The 17962-nt window shown below is 39.4% G+C and carries 18 protein-coding genes; 9 read left to right on the forward strand and 9 right to left on the reverse strand.

Going from position 1 to position 17962, the window contains the following annotated elements; all coding sequences use genetic code 11:
• Positions 1 to 53: 53 nt before the first annotated feature.
• The gene (locus ACM0OT_RS14795; RefSeq protein ID WP_414565105.1) at positions 54 to 806 is read right to left on the reverse strand and encodes a WecB/TagA/CpsF family glycosyltransferase; all 753 of its coding nucleotides are present in this window, start codon (positions 804 to 806) and stop codon (positions 54 to 56) included.
• 522 nt (positions 807 to 1328) lie between these two features.
• On the opposite strand from ACM0OT_RS14795, the gene ACM0OT_RS14800 reads away from it, so the two are divergent.
• From ACM0OT_RS14800 to ACM0OT_RS14810, 3 genes are all read left to right on the forward strand, one after another.
• Complete coding sequence (locus tag ACM0OT_RS14800; RefSeq protein WP_414565106.1) at positions 1329 to 2048, forward strand: response regulator; 720 nt, start codon at positions 1329 to 1331, stop codon at positions 2046 to 2048.
• A gap of 176 nt (positions 2049 to 2224) precedes the next feature.
• Entirely contained in the window at positions 2225 to 3898 is a 1674-nt protein-coding gene (locus ACM0OT_RS14805) for a SpoIIE family protein phosphatase (RefSeq protein WP_414565107.1), read from the forward strand.
• Positions 3899 to 3901: 3 nt separating this feature from the next.
• Positions 3902 to 4327, forward strand: a complete 426-nt coding sequence (locus ACM0OT_RS14810; RefSeq protein ID WP_414565108.1) for an ATP-binding protein — start codon at positions 3902 to 3904, stop codon at positions 4325 to 4327.
• A gap of 163 nt (positions 4328 to 4490) precedes the next feature.
• Here ACM0OT_RS14810 and ACM0OT_RS14815 read toward each other — a convergent pair whose 3' ends face one another.
• The 3 genes from ACM0OT_RS14815 to ACM0OT_RS14825 form a co-directional block, all read right to left on the reverse strand.
• Positions 4491 to 4730, reverse strand: coding sequence for a hypothetical protein (locus tag ACM0OT_RS14815; RefSeq protein WP_414565109.1), 240 nt, complete (start codon positions 4728 to 4730; stop codon positions 4491 to 4493).
• Between the two features lie 25 nt (positions 4731 to 4755).
• Complete coding sequence (locus tag ACM0OT_RS14820; RefSeq protein WP_414565110.1) at positions 4756 to 5004, reverse strand: hypothetical protein; 249 nt, start codon at positions 5002 to 5004, stop codon at positions 4756 to 4758.
• Between the two features lie 413 nt (positions 5005 to 5417).
• The gene (locus ACM0OT_RS14825) at positions 5418 to 5855 is read right to left on the reverse strand and encodes a YybH family protein (RefSeq protein WP_414565111.1); all 438 of its coding nucleotides are present in this window, start codon (positions 5853 to 5855) and stop codon (positions 5418 to 5420) included.
• Between the two features lie 491 nt (positions 5856 to 6346).
• Here ACM0OT_RS14825 and queG point away from each other — a divergent pair, with 491 nt between their 5' ends.
• Both queG and ACM0OT_RS14835 read left to right on the forward strand, forming a co-directional pair.
• Positions 6347 to 7321: a tRNA epoxyqueuosine(34) reductase QueG gene (queG, locus tag ACM0OT_RS14830; RefSeq protein WP_414565112.1), complete on the forward strand. Its 975-nt coding sequence runs from the start codon at positions 6347 to 6349 to the stop codon at positions 7319 to 7321.
• Positions 7296 to 7937: an HAD-IA family hydrolase gene (locus ACM0OT_RS14835; RefSeq protein WP_414565113.1), complete on the forward strand. Its 642-nt coding sequence runs from the start codon at positions 7296 to 7298 to the stop codon at positions 7935 to 7937. The genes queG and ACM0OT_RS14835 overlap by 26 nt, the downstream gene beginning before the upstream one ends.
• Before the next feature lie 102 nt (positions 7938 to 8039).
• Here ACM0OT_RS14835 and ACM0OT_RS14840 read toward each other — a convergent pair whose 3' ends face one another.
• Positions 8040 to 8423, reverse strand: a complete 384-nt coding sequence (locus ACM0OT_RS14840) for a hypothetical protein (protein ID WP_414565114.1) — start codon at positions 8421 to 8423, stop codon at positions 8040 to 8042.
• Positions 8424 to 8641: 218 nt separating this feature from the next.
• Between ACM0OT_RS14840 and ACM0OT_RS14845 the strand changes: the two genes are divergently transcribed.
• A complete protein-coding gene (locus tag ACM0OT_RS14845; protein WP_414544165.1) occupies positions 8642 to 9169 on the forward strand; it encodes an orange carotenoid protein N-terminal domain-containing protein in 528 nt (175 codons plus the stop codon).
• Between the two features lie 28 nt (positions 9170 to 9197).
• Here ACM0OT_RS14845 and ACM0OT_RS14850 read toward each other — a convergent pair whose 3' ends face one another.
• Positions 9198 to 9962, reverse strand: a complete 765-nt coding sequence (locus ACM0OT_RS14850; protein WP_414565116.1) for an ABC transporter ATP-binding protein — start codon at positions 9960 to 9962, stop codon at positions 9198 to 9200.
• A gap of 150 nt (positions 9963 to 10112) precedes the next feature.
• Between ACM0OT_RS14850 and ACM0OT_RS14855 the strand changes: the two genes are divergently transcribed.
• Positions 10113 to 10703, forward strand: a complete 591-nt coding sequence (locus ACM0OT_RS14855) for a Uma2 family endonuclease (protein WP_414565117.1) — start codon at positions 10113 to 10115, stop codon at positions 10701 to 10703.
• A 38-nt stretch (positions 10704 to 10741) separates the two neighbouring features.
• On the opposite strand, the gene ACM0OT_RS14860 is transcribed toward ACM0OT_RS14855, so the two are convergent.
• From ACM0OT_RS14860 to ACM0OT_RS14870, 3 genes are all read right to left on the reverse strand, one after another.
• On the reverse strand, positions 10742 to 11497 hold the full coding sequence (locus tag ACM0OT_RS14860; protein WP_414565118.1) for a TspO/MBR family protein: 756 nt from the start codon (positions 11495 to 11497) through the stop codon (positions 10742 to 10744).
• 191 nt (positions 11498 to 11688) lie between these two features.
• Positions 11689 to 12411, reverse strand: a complete 723-nt coding sequence (gene rpaB / locus ACM0OT_RS14865) for a response regulator transcription factor RpaB (protein WP_414565119.1) — start codon at positions 12409 to 12411, stop codon at positions 11689 to 11691.
• A 31-nt stretch (positions 12412 to 12442) separates the two neighbouring features.
• Positions 12443 to 13126: an SDR family oxidoreductase gene (locus ACM0OT_RS14870; RefSeq protein WP_414565120.1), complete on the reverse strand. Its 684-nt coding sequence runs from the start codon at positions 13124 to 13126 to the stop codon at positions 12443 to 12445.
• A gap of 187 nt (positions 13127 to 13313) precedes the next feature.
• Between ACM0OT_RS14870 and ACM0OT_RS14875 the strand changes: the two genes are divergently transcribed.
• Together ACM0OT_RS14875 and ACM0OT_RS14880 are read left to right on the forward strand one after the other, a co-directional pair.
• Positions 13314 to 14912 carry an AAA-like domain-containing protein gene (locus ACM0OT_RS14875; RefSeq protein WP_414565122.1) on the forward strand — a complete coding sequence of 533 codons (1599 nt, stop codon included), beginning with the start codon at positions 13314 to 13316 and terminating at the stop codon, positions 14910 to 14912.
• 7 nt (positions 14913 to 14919) lie between these two features.
• The gene (locus ACM0OT_RS14880; protein WP_414565123.1) at positions 14920 to 17850 is read left to right on the forward strand and encodes an AAA-like domain-containing protein; all 2931 of its coding nucleotides are present in this window, start codon (positions 14920 to 14922) and stop codon (positions 17848 to 17850) included.
• The last annotated feature ends 112 nt before the right edge of the window (positions 17851 to 17962 follow it).

A 17962-nucleotide genomic window follows, 5' to 3' on the forward strand; every position in this document is an offset into this window, starting at 1 on the left:
AAAGTTTTGGAAGTTGTGAGGATTTAGCCAGTAATCATCCTGAATACTAAGTACTAAATTGCACCCTTAATAGTTAAACGATACAGAAAAGCTTTCAATGCAAACTCCGGCAAAGCCAACATTCGCCGCCAACGCCAAGGTTCTTGATAAAGCCGATATAACCACTCTAAGTTATTATTGCCCAACCAAGCTGGCGCACGAGTTTTCGTCCCTGACCAAATATCAAAACTTCCCCCGACACCAATCCAAATTGCTTGGGGACACAAATGGCGGTTTTGGGCAATCCATAATTCTTGACGTGGTACTCCCAAACCCACAAAAATTACTTGTGGCTGCAATTCTGTCAGTGTTTGTTTTAATTGCTCTTCTTCATCTGGGGAATGGTAACCAGAGTGAGTACCTACTAAATTCAAACTAGGAATTTGCTGCTGCCAAAACTCTGCTGCTTTTGCTGCTACTCCAGGCGCTCCACCATAGAAAAAAAGTTTGGCATCTGTCTGCTGTTGTCCTATTTCACGCAACAAAGTTTCTGCTAGCTCAATTCCCGGACAACGCTGTACTTGTTGCCAGCAAAGCCACTGCAAATACAGAACTACCCCCGCACCATCGGGAATCACTAGCTCGGCATGATGAATTACCTCAGCTAAAGAAGGATTCCGTTCTGCCTGCATAGTCATTTCTGCATTGAGCGTGACTACATGAGTACCTTTGCTAAGTTGCAAGCATTCTAGCAACCAGCCTGGATAGTTACTCATCACATGAACTGGTATTCCCAGTACCGAAAACATTTTAGGCGGTTTAGACATAGCCTAGTTCTTGATTAAACTCACACCAGATTCTCTAGAACGATAGTCTATCAAATTTTTTAATAGGCCGCCTGCGGCAAAGTGAGTAATAAATAATTAGCTAGTTGAGCCAGAAAAACTAGGCCAACTAACTACTTAAGATGCGTAAGCAGGCTGAAGTAAGACTATATACCACGAGTTTTATTTAATAAAAATATTTTATATCACCGCCAGAGCTTTGTATCAGCGATTTTTGACAATATTTTTGGCCCTACAAACCAGAAATATGAGGTTTCGTTGGCTTTATTTCATCTTGTGAGTTCACACACCTGCCACAATAGAAAGCAGAATTAAACTACTTGGGGTTAATCTTCGCGGCTGTTATATTGAAGTGTTTTGTACAAATGTTTTTAAACACACTGCATCTATATCAAAGTTTTTAGTCAAACATTTCTCGCCATGCAGCAATGCAGAGGTTTCCACAGCGAAAAAATTTAATGTACCCCATTGAAGTTAAGGTAATGTCACGTGCGGAATTTGGCTATGAGTAAAATTCGGATTGCTCTGATTGAAGATCATGACCTCACTCGTGTAGGTATTCGGACAGCTTTACTCCAGAAGAACGAAATCGAAGTTGTGGGAGAAGCTGCCAATGCAGTAGAAGGGTTGAAGATGTTAAAAATGGCACAACCAGATATTGCCATTATCGATATTGGTTTGCCAGATAAAGATGGTATTGAACTAACGCGGGAATTGAAAGCTCTTACTGGTGGAGAAGACTCATCAATTAGGGTGCTGATTTTAACGCTTCAGGATAATAAAGAAGCTGTGCTGGCAGCTTTTGCCGCCGGAGCCGACTCATACTGCATGAAGGATATCAAGTTTGATAATTTACTAGAAGCTATACGTGTAACCCACAATGGCAATGCTTGGATTGATCCAGCGATCGCCCGGATTGTCTTACAACAAGCACAACAAAATCCGCCGAAACTAGACACAGATACCACAGATCACAAAAATTCTTCGCAAAACTCAGATTCTGAGGAATATCAAGAAAATATTGATGCTTATACCCTTACAGAAAGAGAATTGGAAGTGTTACAGTTAATCGTCGAAGGTTGTAGTAATGCACTCATTGCCGAACGACTATATATCACCGTGGGAACTGTGAAAACACACGTCAGAAACATTTTAAATAAGCTATGTGCCGACGACCGCACCCAAGCGGCAGTACGTGCCTTACGTTCTGGATTAGTAGGATAAATTTAATTTTTGGGTGTAGCAAGCCCGAAGTTAACTAAAAGAAGTTAAAATTTTTGAGTCAATTTATACACTCAAACTGGGTAACTTCTATTACAAGATAGGTTGTTGATAATTATTAGGTGAGATAAAAATTATTCTATCTCGCCACTTAAGCGTCCGTAAATTTAAAGTCAAATATGACTGATACAGAGATAGAAAAACTAAAGCTCATGGTCGTAGATGATGAGCTAGATAACTTAGATTTACTTTACCGTACTTTTAGGCGAGATTTTCAAGTATATACAGCTAATCATGCCCTGAGTGCGCTAGAGATTTTAGACAAAGAAGGCGAAATGGCTGTGATTATCTCGGATCAAAGAATGCCGGAAATGAACGGTACCGAGTTTCTTAGTCGCACAGTCGAGCTATTTCCCGATACAATTCGGATTTTACTCACGGGGTTTACTGATGTTGAAGATTTAGTAGATGCCATTAACTCTGGTCAAGTATTCAAGTACGTCACCAAACCTTGGAAGCCCGAAAGCTTGAAGGTTTTAGTTGAACAAGCCACTGATACATATCGCGTAGTTAAGCAGCGTACCCATGAGTTACGTCGGGCCTTGCGGCGGGAATCATTGTTTAATGCAGTGACAACGGCAATTCGGGAATCTTTGGATTATGGCAGTATGCTACAAAAAATTGCTGCTACCATCGGTGAAACATTTGCCGCTACTTATTGTTTACTCAAACCAGTAGAAGGCGATCGCCTAACAACAGACGAGTTTTACTATCAAGATCCTCAACAGAGTTTACCTTGTTGTGACTATGAGCCTGATTTGTTAATTGAAAAAGTTCTGCAAACTCGCCATTATCTACTGACTCAAAATACCTATGACGGCAAATTATGTCACCACTTGGTTGTACCACTTTCTTACCAACAACACCTGTTAGCCATCCTCGCTATTTACCAATGGGGAGACGAACCACCTTGGCACAATGAAGAAATTCAACTAATTGCAGGTGTTGCCGAACAAGCAGCTTTAGCTTTATCTCAAGCAAAACTTTACCAGGATCTCCAAGAAAAACAAGCGCAGCTAAGAGCTGAGTTAGAAGTTGCTAGACAAATTCAAAATAATCTACTGCGCCAAACTTTGCCGGATATCAAAGATGCGAAGTTACAAGCCTGCTGTTACCCTGCGCGGGAAGTGGGAGGTGATTTTTTTGAAGTCTTTGTCCATCCCAAGGGTGATTTATGGATAGCCGTAGGCGATGTTTCTGGTAAGGGTGTTCCTGCGGCTTTATTCATGGCTAGTGCTATTTCCGTATTGCGTCGAGAATTATCTCAAGAAACACCAGCCGAACCGAATGTGGTGGTACATAATCTCAACAGCGCTCTTTGTGATGACTTAATTGGCAATAATTGCTTTATTACTCTCATCTTAGCCCGTTATACCCCGACCACAAGGGAATTGGTATACGCTAACGCCGGACATATTTATCCCCTACTTTGGTCACGCCCAGATACTATAGCTGCTGAACCTCATTATCTCAAGGTGCGTGGCATTCCTTTAGGTATCTTGCCTCGGTGGCAGGCTCAGTCGGGTCAGTTAGTTCTCGCGCCTGGAGACACTATCTTGCTAGCCAGTGATGGAATTACTGAAGCAGTGGTATCAAATGAACTGTTGAAATGGGGTAAATCCGAGGGTAGCCTCCAGCCAATTGGTCGTTCTATGCTGAATCAAGAAGGTCTGTGGCAACTCTTGCAAACTGAACCCCAACCGTTCTCGTTGAATCATTTAATAACTCGCATCCAGGCAGATAACCACGTTCAAGAAGATGATCAAACTATACTTTCACTGGAGGTTTTGTAGGTAATGAAAAGTGAGCTGCATGTACCAAGTGACTTAAATTATTTAAACATAGTCGAAAGCTGGTTACTAGGATGCTTAAAAATCCAGCTCAAAGAATCTGTTGATTGGTCACGACAATCAAGTCGTTTGCGACTGGCTTTGGTGGAAGCGTATTCCAATGTAGTGCGTCATGCCCACAAAGAGCAGGCAAATTTGCCAGTATTACTACGATTGGAACTGAAAGATCGAGATATTGCCCTAGAAATTTGGGACTATGGCGAAGGCTTTGATATGTCTACTTACTTTCCACCCAATCCTACAGATAAACAAGAAGGTGGCTATGGTTGGCTGATTATGAATCGTCTGATGGATAACGTAGAGTACCAATTACAAGTTGATGGCGCAAATTGTCTTAAGTTAGAAGCTACTTTACCAGAACTAGCTAGTTGATAATTTTGACAATTTTCAATGCTCAGATTGCCGATTGCTAGACTTTTCCTGTCTTCTCTGCGCTCACTTACAGAAAAAGTCTGGTAATTGCCAAATTTTCTATATACTCAGAAAGCTTTTTGGGGTATTTTGTTGAATGATCCCCTGCGATAATCAGAGTCTTTTACGTTGACACAAACTGCGGTTCTAATAATGAACAGCCTAATGCTTTGATACATGAAACAATCCTTAATTCATGGGGATAGCGAGGACGTGGGTCATTGACTAACCACACAGGTGGTACCATCATCGCTTCATAGAAGTCAATTGTATAAAAGGCCCCCGGTTGAGCTTTCAATTCCACAACCGATCCTGGTAAATACTCAAACGCTTCATCCCAATCGGTTGCTGTCTCAAAGTTCATAATATTAAATCAAATTATTTATGCATCAACAATAGAAATCACTTCTGTGCAACCGCATCTCACCGTAGCTTGGCACCCAAGCAATCCAACTATCCTGGGATTCCTGGCATAGCAGCAGTGCTTCGTCAAAACTATACTCATCGGGAAGTTGAAGCAGCTTGACCCACGAGTCACGATTATAAGTAATGTTGCAGACAGGATGCCCTGTAGGCGCACTTGTCTTGTAAATTTCTGGAACCAATGGACAGGTTAGATAAGTTGATTTCAGTAGCATTTCTTGCCTCCGTCTCGCTCAAGGGAATTTGGCTTGGGGCAACTTCACCCGCCAAGCCAATAAATACAATCTAATTTATTTCTGTATCTATTGTTACAGTTTTTGGATTTATAGCTTTAATTATTTTGCATAAATTTACAAAATACTGAAAATTCCTCATTAAAATTTGCAGAGGTAATTTTATTAAAAAATATTAAGCGAGTTACTAACTTTTGCTAGCTTTATTTGATTTATCACTAATAACTATTAAATACTGGAATATGGGCGCAAAAACACCAATATCCCTGTTGAGTTTTTGAGATCAATTTTGGGTGGCGCTGCGCTTAACCCAACCTACATTTAATGCCACATTTTAGCCTTGCCACGCCACTACATCAAATTTTCTGAATATAGTTTTAAAGATTAGCACCGACTTATTTATTATCTACTGGTGAATCTTCCCGACGCAGAGAAAGTAACTCTTGGGGAGAAGCTAGCAGCTTGATATTAGTGCTGAGAATTTGCTGTTGCTGGTTGAGGGTAAATAGCCACTTCACATTTACACCACACCAAGAAGTTTGAGCCTTACCTACTACTTGAACTTGGATTTCGCCATTTTCTAAAGTTTCAGCAGTTCCTTGACGGGGAAAGGCTTGAATATTGTCAGCTTCTTGTTGTAAATAAGTAGCGATCGCACTTGGGCCCACAATACCAGATTCAAAAGGCGGATACATCACACCATCATCGGCAAATAAGGCAGCAGTAGCCGGAAATTCTCCGGCATTTAAAGTTTGAAAGTATCGTAGAATGCTCGATTCTGCAATTCCCTCAATTTCAAATTCTTTTGCCGCAATTGATTCAGCAGCTGTCATAGAATCACCTGATATTACGCTAGCTGAATATTCATTGAAATATAAAAGTAGATATAAAAAAAGTTGCTATGGAGGTAGATTGCCAAAAGTACAAATAAATCTTTCTCGAGAAATATTAAATATCACTTGTGAAAGAATTTTTTTCCAGGTGTGAGCCGGGGATATACAATTGGCAACACATTGAGGTTGGAAACTTATCGACAGCTGTTTATTCGGCTAGGAGGTCAACGCTCATCTCTGCTACAACTTCGCGGAATCAGAAGTAAATGTCATGATGGCACCACAGTTGATGAATTTAGGTAAAAAGGTAATCAATGTGAGGTTTACATTACTCTGGGTTACTTGACCTCTGTGTCTATATTCTGCATTATTTCTTAACAAACGGCAAATAAAATTCACATATAGGTGTGGTAACAAATATTGAACACAGGCTGTAGATGCATAATGTATGAAGAAGTTGCCCAGAATTGCGGCCCAATTCACATAGAGAAATGAGTCAGTATTCCGTAACCAACAGCAGTCTAGTTAAAGAAAAAGCCAAAGAGTTGGGATTTCATCAGGTAGGGATTGCTGCCATAGCAGAGGGAGATAATACAGATAATCAGAGGTTAGAAGCATGGATAAACCAGGGTTATCACGCCGATATGCAGTGGATGAATAACCCCAAGCGTCAAGATATTCGCTTAGTAATGCCAGAGGCGCGATCGCTTGTCTGTGTCGCCTTGAATTACTACACCCCACATCAACGTCCAGAGGGCGAAGAATACGCTAAAATCTCCCGTTACGGCTGGGGTAGAGACTATCACAAGGTGATGTACAAAAAGCTTAAGGCGTTGACAACCTGGCTAGAATCACTGGATGCAGATATTAAAACTCGTTATTATGCCGACACGGGCCCAGTACAAGATAAAGTCTGGGCGCAACGAGCTGGTATTGGATGGATTGCCAAAAATGGTAATGTGATCACAAAAGAATATGGCTCTTGGGTATTTTTGGGAGAAGTGTTGACAAATCTGGAACTAGAGAGCGATCGCCCACACACAGAACACTGTGGTAGCTGTACTCGTTGCTTAGACGCTTGTCCCACAGGTGCTATTACTCAACCTTTTGTAGTGGATGCTAATCGCTGTATCGCCTATCATACCATTGAAAATCGGTCAGAATCATTACCAGAAACCGTCTCCCCTCATTTACAGGGTTGGGTTGCTGGTTGCGATATTTGTCAAGATGTTTGTCCTTGGAATCAGCGTTTTGCTCAGACAACGAATGTGGAAGATTTTCAGCCTTATCCTGCCAATGTTACGCCCCAACTGATAGAATTAGCCAACATCTCAGATGAGGAGTGGGATAAACGATTTCCGGCATCAGCGTTGCGGCGGATTAAGCCAGAAATGTTACGACGAAATGCCCGTGCTAATCTTGACGCATCCAGACAACAGCATGACCCAGAAAGTAATTATTTTTGATTTTGATGGCACGATTGCGGATACAGTAGATGCTCTTGTCAGTATCGCCAATCGTTTCGCTGTAGAGTTTGGTTATGTCCAAATTACGCCAGAAGAACTTGCCTTATTAAGAAATTTCACCTCTAGGGAAATTATTAAATATTCCGGCATCTCTTTATTAAAAATTCCCTTTCTCCTAAAAAAAGTCAAAGGAGAATTAAAACACAAAATCCAGGAATTTAAACCAATACCTGGAATCCAAGAAGCGTTAATAGAACTGCAAAGCCAAGGTTATAGATTAGGAATTATTACTTCTAATTCCCAAGAAAATGTCACAGCCTTCTTGAAAAATAATGAGTTAGATCAATTATTTGATTTTATTTATTCAGGAGTCACAATTTTTGGCAAGACAACAATAATCAATAATGTTTTAAGGCAAAAACAACTGAAAACTCATGCGGTAATTTATGTTGGAGATGAAACCAGAGATATAGAAGCCTCAAAAAAAGCTAATATTAAAGTGATTGCAGTAACTTGGGGCTTCAATTCTCCAGAAGTATTAGCTAAACAAAATCCAGACTTTTTGATTCATCAACCCAGCGAAATTTTAGCAGTGATCAAAAGTTGTGAAAATTAAAACTGCCTTCACCCTAAGAGGGTGAGGCTGTGCAGATAAAATTTGTTTTTCTCGCCTTGGAGAGATTTAGGAGAATTTAATCTTAATTAAATCCCGATAAAATTACTTTTGCCGTTCACCTTTTTTCAATGCTTGTTGCATTAAATCATCATTAACATTGCTGACAGCCTCATTTTTAGAACCCCCGACTTCCTTCGCCATTTCTGAGTAGTCACTGGGATTTCCGGTTGATTGGGCCTCAGATTTAGTTTCTTTAGCTTCAGGCATTTTTTGTTCAGGGGCGGTAGCAGTAGCAGCAGCAGCTTTACCTTCGCCTGTGCGATCAATGTCACTGACACTAAATTTCTGAGCAGCCGCATAATCAGCTTCAAAATCAACCTTTGGTGTTTTTTCTTCACCACTAGCCATATTTTCAGCAGCTAATTGTGCATCATGGGTGGGTGCTTCGTTGACGTTGGGCTTTATTTTATCGTTCTTATCACTCATATTAATAATGCTTGGGATAATTTTCTAATTGCTGGAGCGATCTTACCAAAGCTATAGGTAATAACATTTCCGTCTAGGGAGATATTTGTATATCTATTAAATGGTAGGTAATATTTTTCACAACCAATAAATATAACTCTTACTTCAGGAAGTAGATTGTAAGTGCTTAACTCTGATAATTCTTAGTTGACTCTATAAAATTATCATGGAGATCAGTTGTGACTGCAAGTTCAAATAAAACTACTCAAGCCTTGAGTAATGAAACTCTAAACGTAGTAGAAGCCTTTAATGCCTTAGATACCGATGCTAAATTAGCTTGGTTTTATTTAGTTTATAAAAAAATGGGTAAATCCATTACTCCAGCAGCTCCCGAAGCGACTGATCCAGAACTTGCTCCTCTGCTGTTGGGAGATTATTTCCAATTATCAGATGATCAACAAATGGCAATTATGCGGGATATAGTTAACTGTGCAGACACAGAATATTCCCGCGCCTATGGTGCGTTGAAAGAAAACAACCAACTTTTAGTTTGGTATGCTTGGGCAGTAGCTATGGGAAATACGGTTATTGGAATGCCTGATAACTACCAGCCAACTGATGCGATTAAGAATTTGCTTTCTCAAACTGAAAAACTAGATTTTGAAGGGCAAATATCCGTATTCCGCACCATCGCTGGTGAAATGGGTCACAGCGATGTCAAACCCATTGAAACCCAAGCACAAACAGGGAAAACTTCTAGTTTGTAGGGACTGGTGACTGGTGACTGCGAATTGTTTAAGACAGAGTTAGTTGAGTCAAATCGTTTGGGGTCAAGTTGGTGTGAATTACTTCACCATCACGAAACCAAACAACGCGCTGTGTTTGACGGGCTACTTCTGATTCGTGAGTCACCATAACAACCGTAATTCCACTGGCATTTAATTCGCTAAAGATATCTAATACTTCTTGAGTTGTATGAGAATCTAGGGCGCCAGTGGGTTCATCGGCGAGGAGGACAACGGGACGGTTGACAATAGCACGGGCGATCGCCACCCGTTGTTGCTGTCCACCAGATAATTGAGTGGGTTTGTTATTCAGGCGCTTTTCCAGACCTACTTTTGTTAAGGCTTCGGCGGCGCGATCGCTTCTTTCTCTGGAGTCAACACTCGCATACACCATTGGCAACATGACGTTTTCTAAGGCTGTGAGTTGGGGTAACAGATGGAACTGTTGAAACACAAACCCCAATTTTTTATTCCGAATTTTTGCCAAATCTGCATCGTTCATTTGGGCGACATCAAGATTATCTAAATAATAATGTCCGGTGGTGGGGCGATCTAAGCAGCCAATAATATTCATGGCGGTAGATTTCCCAGAACCGGAAGGCCCCATAATTGAACAATATTCACCTTCATAGATAGTCAAATTCACATCATTCAATGCTTTGACTTCAGTTTCACCACTACCATAGATTTTAAAGATATTCTCTAAACGAATAATTGCCGATTGCGGTGCAGGATTAGGAACGAGAGCATCGGTAATTGTGATAGTTTTTGCCATAATAATTTATTAGTTTATTTACTTCTTATCTACAATATTAGGCGGTAAGCATTAGCTATGTTGTCAGGCTTATCGCCAGCCACTAGCACTCCGCGTCATCGCTCAAAGGCTGAATGCTACTATTGTAAAAAATTATAACAATTTAGTTATATGACTCTTAGCCAATCTCACCCTTATATTTCGCCAGAAGAATATCTGGAAACTGAAAAATCTAGCCCAATTAAACATGAATATGTCCAAGGCCAGATTTATGCAATGGCAGGGGCGAGTGATGCTCATGTAACAATTACCGCTAACTTAGTCACCCTGCTGAGAAATCACATTCGCGGAACTGAGTGTCGTGTTTACGTTGCTGACATGAAAGCACGCATCGAATCTCTAAATATTTTTGACTATCCTGATATCATGGTGACTTGCGACCAAAGAGATACAAATTTTGAATATTTCAAACGCTATCCCAGCTTAATTATTGAAGTTCTATCACCCTCCACTGAAGCTTTAGACAGAGGTGATAAATTTAGTGACTATCAAGAATTAGAAACATTGCAAGAATATGTCTTAATTAGTCAAAACCGTCAACGTGTTGATTGTTTTCGGCGTAATACAGCAGGTAGATGGGAGCTTTATAGCTACAGAGGAAATCAAGAATTACAGTTGATCAGCCTTAATTTTTCTTGTTCCCTAACTGATGTTTATGAAGATGTCTCCCTTCCCAAATCTTTTAACCCTACTGCTACTTAATTTATACCTTTCATGTCAAGGTCAATTATTTTGAGTATTTATTTCTCCACAGGTATTAGTTTCACAGGATACAATGGCTCAGATCCATTTAATTGCCAAATTTTAAATACCAATACAGCAGCTACAGTTAGCCATACACAAGAAAATGATAAAGTCATTCCGGCTACAGGATTAGTTTGCCAATAAATTGCCGTCACCACTACAGAAGATAACCAAGGGCCTAAAATAACTACAGGAACAGCAGCACCTAATCTCCGTTCTACAGTAAAAATCGTATTCCAAGTATCTCCTAGAGCCAGATGTACCACAAACAAAATTAAAGGCACCACTAAAAATTGGTGATTCATTTGCTGCCAAACTAATAAAGAAGAAATTACCCGCAAAACGGCAATTATCATCCAAACTATGGGAAATGCCAAAGGTGGAGGGGCCCATGTTGGTCTGATTATTTGGTCATAGGTCTGACGAGAACGGGTATTATCTAAAAGAGAAAAAATTCGGGAACGGATACTTAATACAGCAAAAAATAATCCAGTCAATAAAGTACTAAGCCAACTGGGAAAGGAAGAATTGTTATCAATCAACATTACTAATTTTTCCATTCCCAGCAACACAAGAATCATAACTCCTATTTGTAAAATAGTTCCTAGTTTGTAAACTAAAACAGCGCTGATATCTAGTTCTTGTGTAGTAGCTATTGATGTATCTGGAGACTGTTGTTGATTAAGATTTTTTACCCCCATAACTGTATTGACAAACTGTTCAATTATTCCACTATTATTGGATTGATTCATAATTAAGAAATTGTGCGTAGTTTGTAATTAGTTATAAGCTGGTAATTTTTTTGTGATGTATTCCTCATATTTGGTTGATTTGTTCTAGCAAACATATTTATATTTGGTCAATAATGCCTTCCACTATTCTGTAGTGATCAAGATTTTGTAACCTTAATTTCAGACATTTTAGTGGGTTCATTATTGATGCTCTAGTCTTTGCTAATTCGTTGAAAAAGATAACCGGTTCCTCTTGCTGTCAGGATATATTCGGGATTTTCGTGGTCATCTTCTAACTTCGAGCGCAAACGCGAGATATGCACATCCACTACACGAGTATCCGCGTGTTGTTCTGAACTGTAACCCCACACCTGTTGTAAAATCTCTCCACGAGAAAACGATTTTCCACTGTGGCTCACCAGCAACTCTAGCAAACTATACTCTACACCCGTCAGGCGAATCCGCTCATCGCCTCTGTAGACTTGTCGCTTATTTGTATAAATTTTCAGATTATCTACTTGGATTATCCCTGAACTGGGAACACCCACAGCACTTGTTTTACTGAAGCGTCGCCGTAAAACTGAGCGAATTCGCGCCTCTAATTCTTTGGGTGAGAATGGCTTAACTACGTAGTCATCAGCGCCTAATTCCAGTCCAGTAATCCGATCTGCTACATCTGCCAAGGCTGTTAGCATAATAATGGGCACATCAGATTCTTTACGTAATTCTTGACACACACCATAGCCATCTAGCTTTGGCATCATCACATCTAAAACTACTAAGTCCGGCTCAGATGAGTGAAAAATTGACAACGCCTCTTCGCCATCACTAGCGGTGACGACATCGTAGCCAATCATGGAAAGACGCGTTTCTAAAATCCGGCGAATGCTAGCTTCGTCGTCTACCACCAGAATTTTTTCTTTGTGACTTTCCAAGTTTTTCAATGCTCCTTCACGGTAACAACTCTTATATGGGGACAGTTAGGGGAATACCATTATCAGTGGTTTTCAATTTTAGTATAAATGGCACAGCTTTCAATACCCATTCAGATACAGGGGTATAATTGGACGCTTCTTCCCCAAAGCTAATAGAGAGCATATCAGTATGAATGATCCCTGGATTAAGAGGAATAGCTGCCATACCAGCAGGAAGTTCTTGTGCTAGAGAACGAGTTAATCCTTCTATTGCCCACTTGGAAGCACAGTATGGTGCCACTTGGGGAGAAGTAGAGCGTCCCCAACCAGAACTGAAGTTGACAATAATACCACGCTTGTTTTTTACCATTGCTGGAACAAAATGGCGAATGATATTCACTACTCCTTTAATATTAATATCAATCAACTCGGAAAATTCATTAGAGGGTACTTGCCATAAAGGTGCGGGGTAATTAACAATTGCTGCGTTGTTAATGAGTATATCTGGTGGTTGATATTTGTTTAGTACGTGTTTTGCCCATTTTTCTACTTGCTGTTCATTTGCTACATCTACAGCGGTGAAATCGTTTGGCTGGCTAAACTTCTGACGTAGTTCCTCGATAGCTGCTGATGAACGAGCGCAACCAATAATAGTATGACCTTCTTGAATAAAACCCTCGGTCATAGCGTAACCTAAACCTTTGCTTATGCCTGTAATTAAAATGAGCTTGTTCATATTTTCCTAAAATCTAAGTAGGACGGCGTAAATAATTAAAGGTTTGTAGTGAGGACTTTAGTCCTCAAAGTGAACTAAGTATATTGCGCTAAATTCCGTAAAAGCGCATACTCAAGATGTATCAATAATCAAATCCCAACCAGCCTGATAGTCTGATATTGCTCTTGAGCCACACCAGTCACAATCAATGATTAATAGTAATTCCATTAAGAGAATACTACTTTTAGCTGCCAATCCCATAGGCAGTAAATATCTGCGCCTAGATGAAGAAATGAGGGAAATCCAGGAGGGTCTAAAAAGGTCAAAGAATCGAGAGCAATATGCAATAGCTATAGCACCAGCAGTTCGTTATCGGGATATCCACAGAGCAATTTTAGAACACGAACCACATATCATTCACTTTTCCGGACATGGAGCAGGAGAAGAAGGCTTACTATTTGAAGATGAATCAGGTCAAGTAAAATTCGTTGATGCAGAAGCCTTAGCAGGATTATTTCAACTATTTTCCGAACAAGTAGAATGTGTAGTTTTAAATGCTTGTTACTCTCAATGCCAAGCCCAAGAAATAGCACAACATATTAATCATGTTATAGGCATGAAGCAAGCAATTGGTGATAGAGCAGCAATTGAATTTGCCGTGGGTTTTTATGATGGACTGGGTGCAAATAAAGGCTATGAGTTTGCTTATAAATTAGGTTGCAATTTGATACGTATTGCCGGGATAGCAGAAAACCTGACACCTCAATTAATTACTAAAAGAGAAACAGCATTATCAAATCCTCCACATGAGTCAAAGATAATATATATTGAACGTCCACCCATTGAAGTTAAATGTTATCAAGCAATTATCCAACCGGGGGCGTTAATTCGCACTAAAGCACCGCAAAAAATGGGCAAGACATTACTGCTGGAAAAAATACTAGATTATGCGAGACAACAGGGTTATCAAACAGCAAAAATAGATTTGCAACTGGCTGATATTGATATTCTGGATAACTTAAAAACATTTTTGCAATGGTTGTGTATTGATGTTGCTGACAGTTTAGATTTAGAACCAAAACTAGATAAATATTGGCAAGACATTTTTGGTATCAATAAAAACTGTACTCGTTATTTTCAAAAATATTTATTATCCATTACCGATACTCCTCTAGTTTTAGCCATAGATAATTTTGAAAGACTGTTTGATTATCCAAATATTTTTCCCCAATTCTGTTTATTACTACGTGGGTGGTATGAATCAGCGAAACAAGGAGACAAGATTGGGAATATTTGGAAGAAACTGCGGTTGGTGGTAGTTCACTCTACTGAAGCTTATCCTTCTCTAGACACTAATCACTCACCTTTTAATGTGGGAACAGCAATTGATTTACCTGAATTTACACTGCAACAAATATCAGAACTCGCCAAGCAAAACGAGTTAAGGCTGTTGGGAGAACAAAGCTTAATGCAATTGATGGCTTTAGTAGGAGGACATCCTTATTTAATACAGCAGGCTATCACCCAACTGAAAACTCAACAAGTCAACCTAGAAGAACTGTTAAAACTAGCACCAACAGAACAAGGAATTTTCAGCGACCACTTGCGACAACAATTGTGGCATTTACAACATAATTCTCAGCTTGAGTTAGGGTATAAACAAGTAGTAATGGCGAATGCACCAGTTAGGCTAGATACTGAAGTTGCATTCAAGTTGCATAGTTTGGGTTTGGTAAAACATTCCAGTAATGATTGTGTTCCTAGTTGTGATTTATATCGTCAGTATTTCTCAACTCATTTGGGGTAGGTAAATCATGGTTGACCAATACATATTCTCTGGAAGTCTACCGGAAAATGCCACTACCTACGTCACGCGAGAAGCTGATGCTGATTTATATGCAGGATTGACAGCGGGAAAGTTTTGTTATGTATTAAATTCGCGCCAAAGTGGAAAATCTAGCTTGCGTGTGCGAACTATGCAGCGATTGAGAGAAGATGGTGTAAAGTGTGCTGCAATTGATCTTTCTGCGGGTGGTATTCAGAATGTCCCGCCTGAACAATGGTATGCAGATTTAATTGATACGCTTATTGATAGTTTTGCATTAGATTTAGATTTTGGTGATTGGTGGGAGGCGAATCAGTTAAATTCATTAGTCACACGATTTCGCAAGTTTATTGAAGAAGTATTACTTGTGGAAGTTCGAGAAAATATCGTTATTTTTATTGATGAAATTGATAGTGTTCTGAGTCTGAATTTTCCTACAGATGACTTTTTTGCTTTAATTCGTGCTTGTTATAATAAGCGTGTTGATAATCCTGAATACAATCGTCTCACTTTTTGTTTGTTAGGGGTTGCATCACCTAGCAATTTAATTGAAGATAAACAGCGTACTCCGTTTAATATTGGTAAAGCTATCAGCCTCAAGGGTTTTCAATTACATGAATCGGAACCATTAGAAACAGGTTTGCGCGGTAAATTTAGTCATCCCCAAGAGATAATGCAAGAAATTTTGCAGTGGACGGGGGGACAACCATTTTTGACGCAAAAGCTGTGTCAGTTCATGGTGGAAGAATCGGAACAAAAAAACCCTCGTTCTGTTGCACAAGTTGTCAAATCACGCATTATTGAAAATTGGGAATCGCAAGATGAACCGGAGCATTTACGCACCATTCAAGCCAGGATTCTTAGAGATGAACAACGGGCAGGATATTTATTAGAACTGTATCAACAAGTGCGGCTGAGTGAGGAAAAATCTGAAGTAATAGCAGATGATACATTAGAGCAAAGCGAATTACAGCTTTCTGGCTTAGTGGTGAGACAGCAAGGTAAGCTGAAAATTTATAACCAAATTTATCGAGAAATATTTACAGAAAATTGGATTGAAAATCAATTAAAAAATCTGCGTCCATATTCTGAAAGTTTTCGCTTTTGGGTAGCTTCTGGTGGTGTTGATGACTCACGACTGCTGCGAGGAAAAGCATTAGAAGAAGCGGAAGTATGGGCGAGGGATAAAAATTTAAGTTATCAGGATAAACAGTTTTTAGCAGCGAGTAAAGAGAAGGAAATTCAAGAGGAAATTGCTGCTAAAGAACAAGAAGCTGCTTTGGAAAGAGAAAGAAAGGATAGAGAAGCGGCGGAAGCAAGGACTGAATTATTGAGTCAGGCGAATAAGAAGGCTCAACAACGAATTGTTATTGGAGGTTTTATTTTAGTTGTAGCAGTTCTGGGCGCAGGAATTGTGGGGGTGTTGTCGAAAAATCAGGTAAACATAGCAAATGCTGAAGTTAAAAAAGCGCAAACAAGTTTAACAGAAGCTCAGGAAAAGGCTAAAACTGCACAAGAAAGTGAACAAAAGGCGAAAGTGAGTGCTGAACAAGCCAAGGAACAAGAAAGGAAAGCTAGAGAAAATGAAGAATTAGCACGAAAAAAAATAGTAGAAGCTGAAAAAATTGCTATAGATGCACAGCAGCAAGAAGATATTGCCAAAAAAAGTGCGTTGAAATTTGAGAAAGATGCTCAAACAGCAAGACAGTATTTAGAAACAGCACAGAGTGATTTAAATAAGAGAAGTCTGGAACTATCTGATACTACTAATCAGCTTAGTCTGGCGCAAAAACAAGAATCAGAGATTTTGGCAAAATTGACAGATAAAGAAACTGAATTAAATCAAATCAGTGCCAAAAATCAAGAAGCTCAAAGCGAAGTAAAAACTGTGAGAAACCTTGTGCAACTGGCTGGAGAATTACGGCAAAATCAAAATTCATCAGATTCAGATGAAGCTTTAAGATTAGCTGCACTATCATTTAATATTGAGGAAAATCATCACCTTAAACAAACATTGTTGTTTGCTGCTAAGTCACAAGCGTATCAAAGATTAGAAAACTGGGATCAGGCAAAATCAGCAAGTGAAAAAAGCAATGAATATCTAGCTAAAATAGATAAAAATAAATTAAATTCTGATGAACAGCACTTACAAACTCAAGTATTATTTTATAGATATCAAGGTGGCTTATTAGATAAAGATAAAAAATATAGTGAAGCTATAAAATCTTATAAGACGGCATTTGATATTTTAAATAATCATCCAAATAAAACTGATTTCACTAAAGAGAATCAGTTGATTACAGCCGAAAATATTGAAGCTGTTCATCGAGAATTAATCAAGCTAGTATCTCAAACTAATACAGAAGAATCGTTAAAAAAAGAGGTGGAAGCATCTCTCACTAAACATTTATATGCTCAACTTGAATATTTTTTAAAGGCAAACAACTGGGAAGCAGCAGACAGACAAACAAACCGACTCATGCTCAATATTGCTAGAAGGGAACAAGAAGGATGGTTAGATTTAGAACAAATTAATAATTTTTCTTGTCCAGACCTACGAAAAATAGACCAGCTTTGGGTAAGCAATTCAAACCAACGTTTTGGCTTTAGTGTGCAAAAGGAAATATGGATTAATACCGGAAACAGGCTGGGTGTCACGCTAGCACAGTGGACTAGCAAAGATTCAGAAAATTATCTGAAGTTTGCCAGGGTAGTAGGATGGTATGATGATAAAAAAAGAGCAAATGAAACAGGCGGCACAAGAGGAGGCAAATGGGTGAACAAGTACGCGGAACTTATGAAGCGTATAGAAGATAACCCAAAAATCCGAGGAGCTTACCCTTGGGCGATACCTACTCCAGAGTCCGACCGAGTTGTATCTTCTTTTCTCGCGCTGCGAGTTGTGAATTGTAATATATAAAGCTTTCAGAAATTTGTAAACATTTTTCTTAGCCTCCTTTGCCACGCAATAATCAGTATTTCAAAAATCCGATACCTGTCACCGTGGGCTGTAACAATTCGCCTGAATAAAT

It is taken from the genome of Anabaena sp. CCY 9613 (assembly GCF_963920895.1).
In the GTDB taxonomy this organism is placed as follows: Bacteria; Cyanobacteriota; Cyanobacteriia; order Cyanobacteriales; family Nostocaceae; genus Cyanocohniella.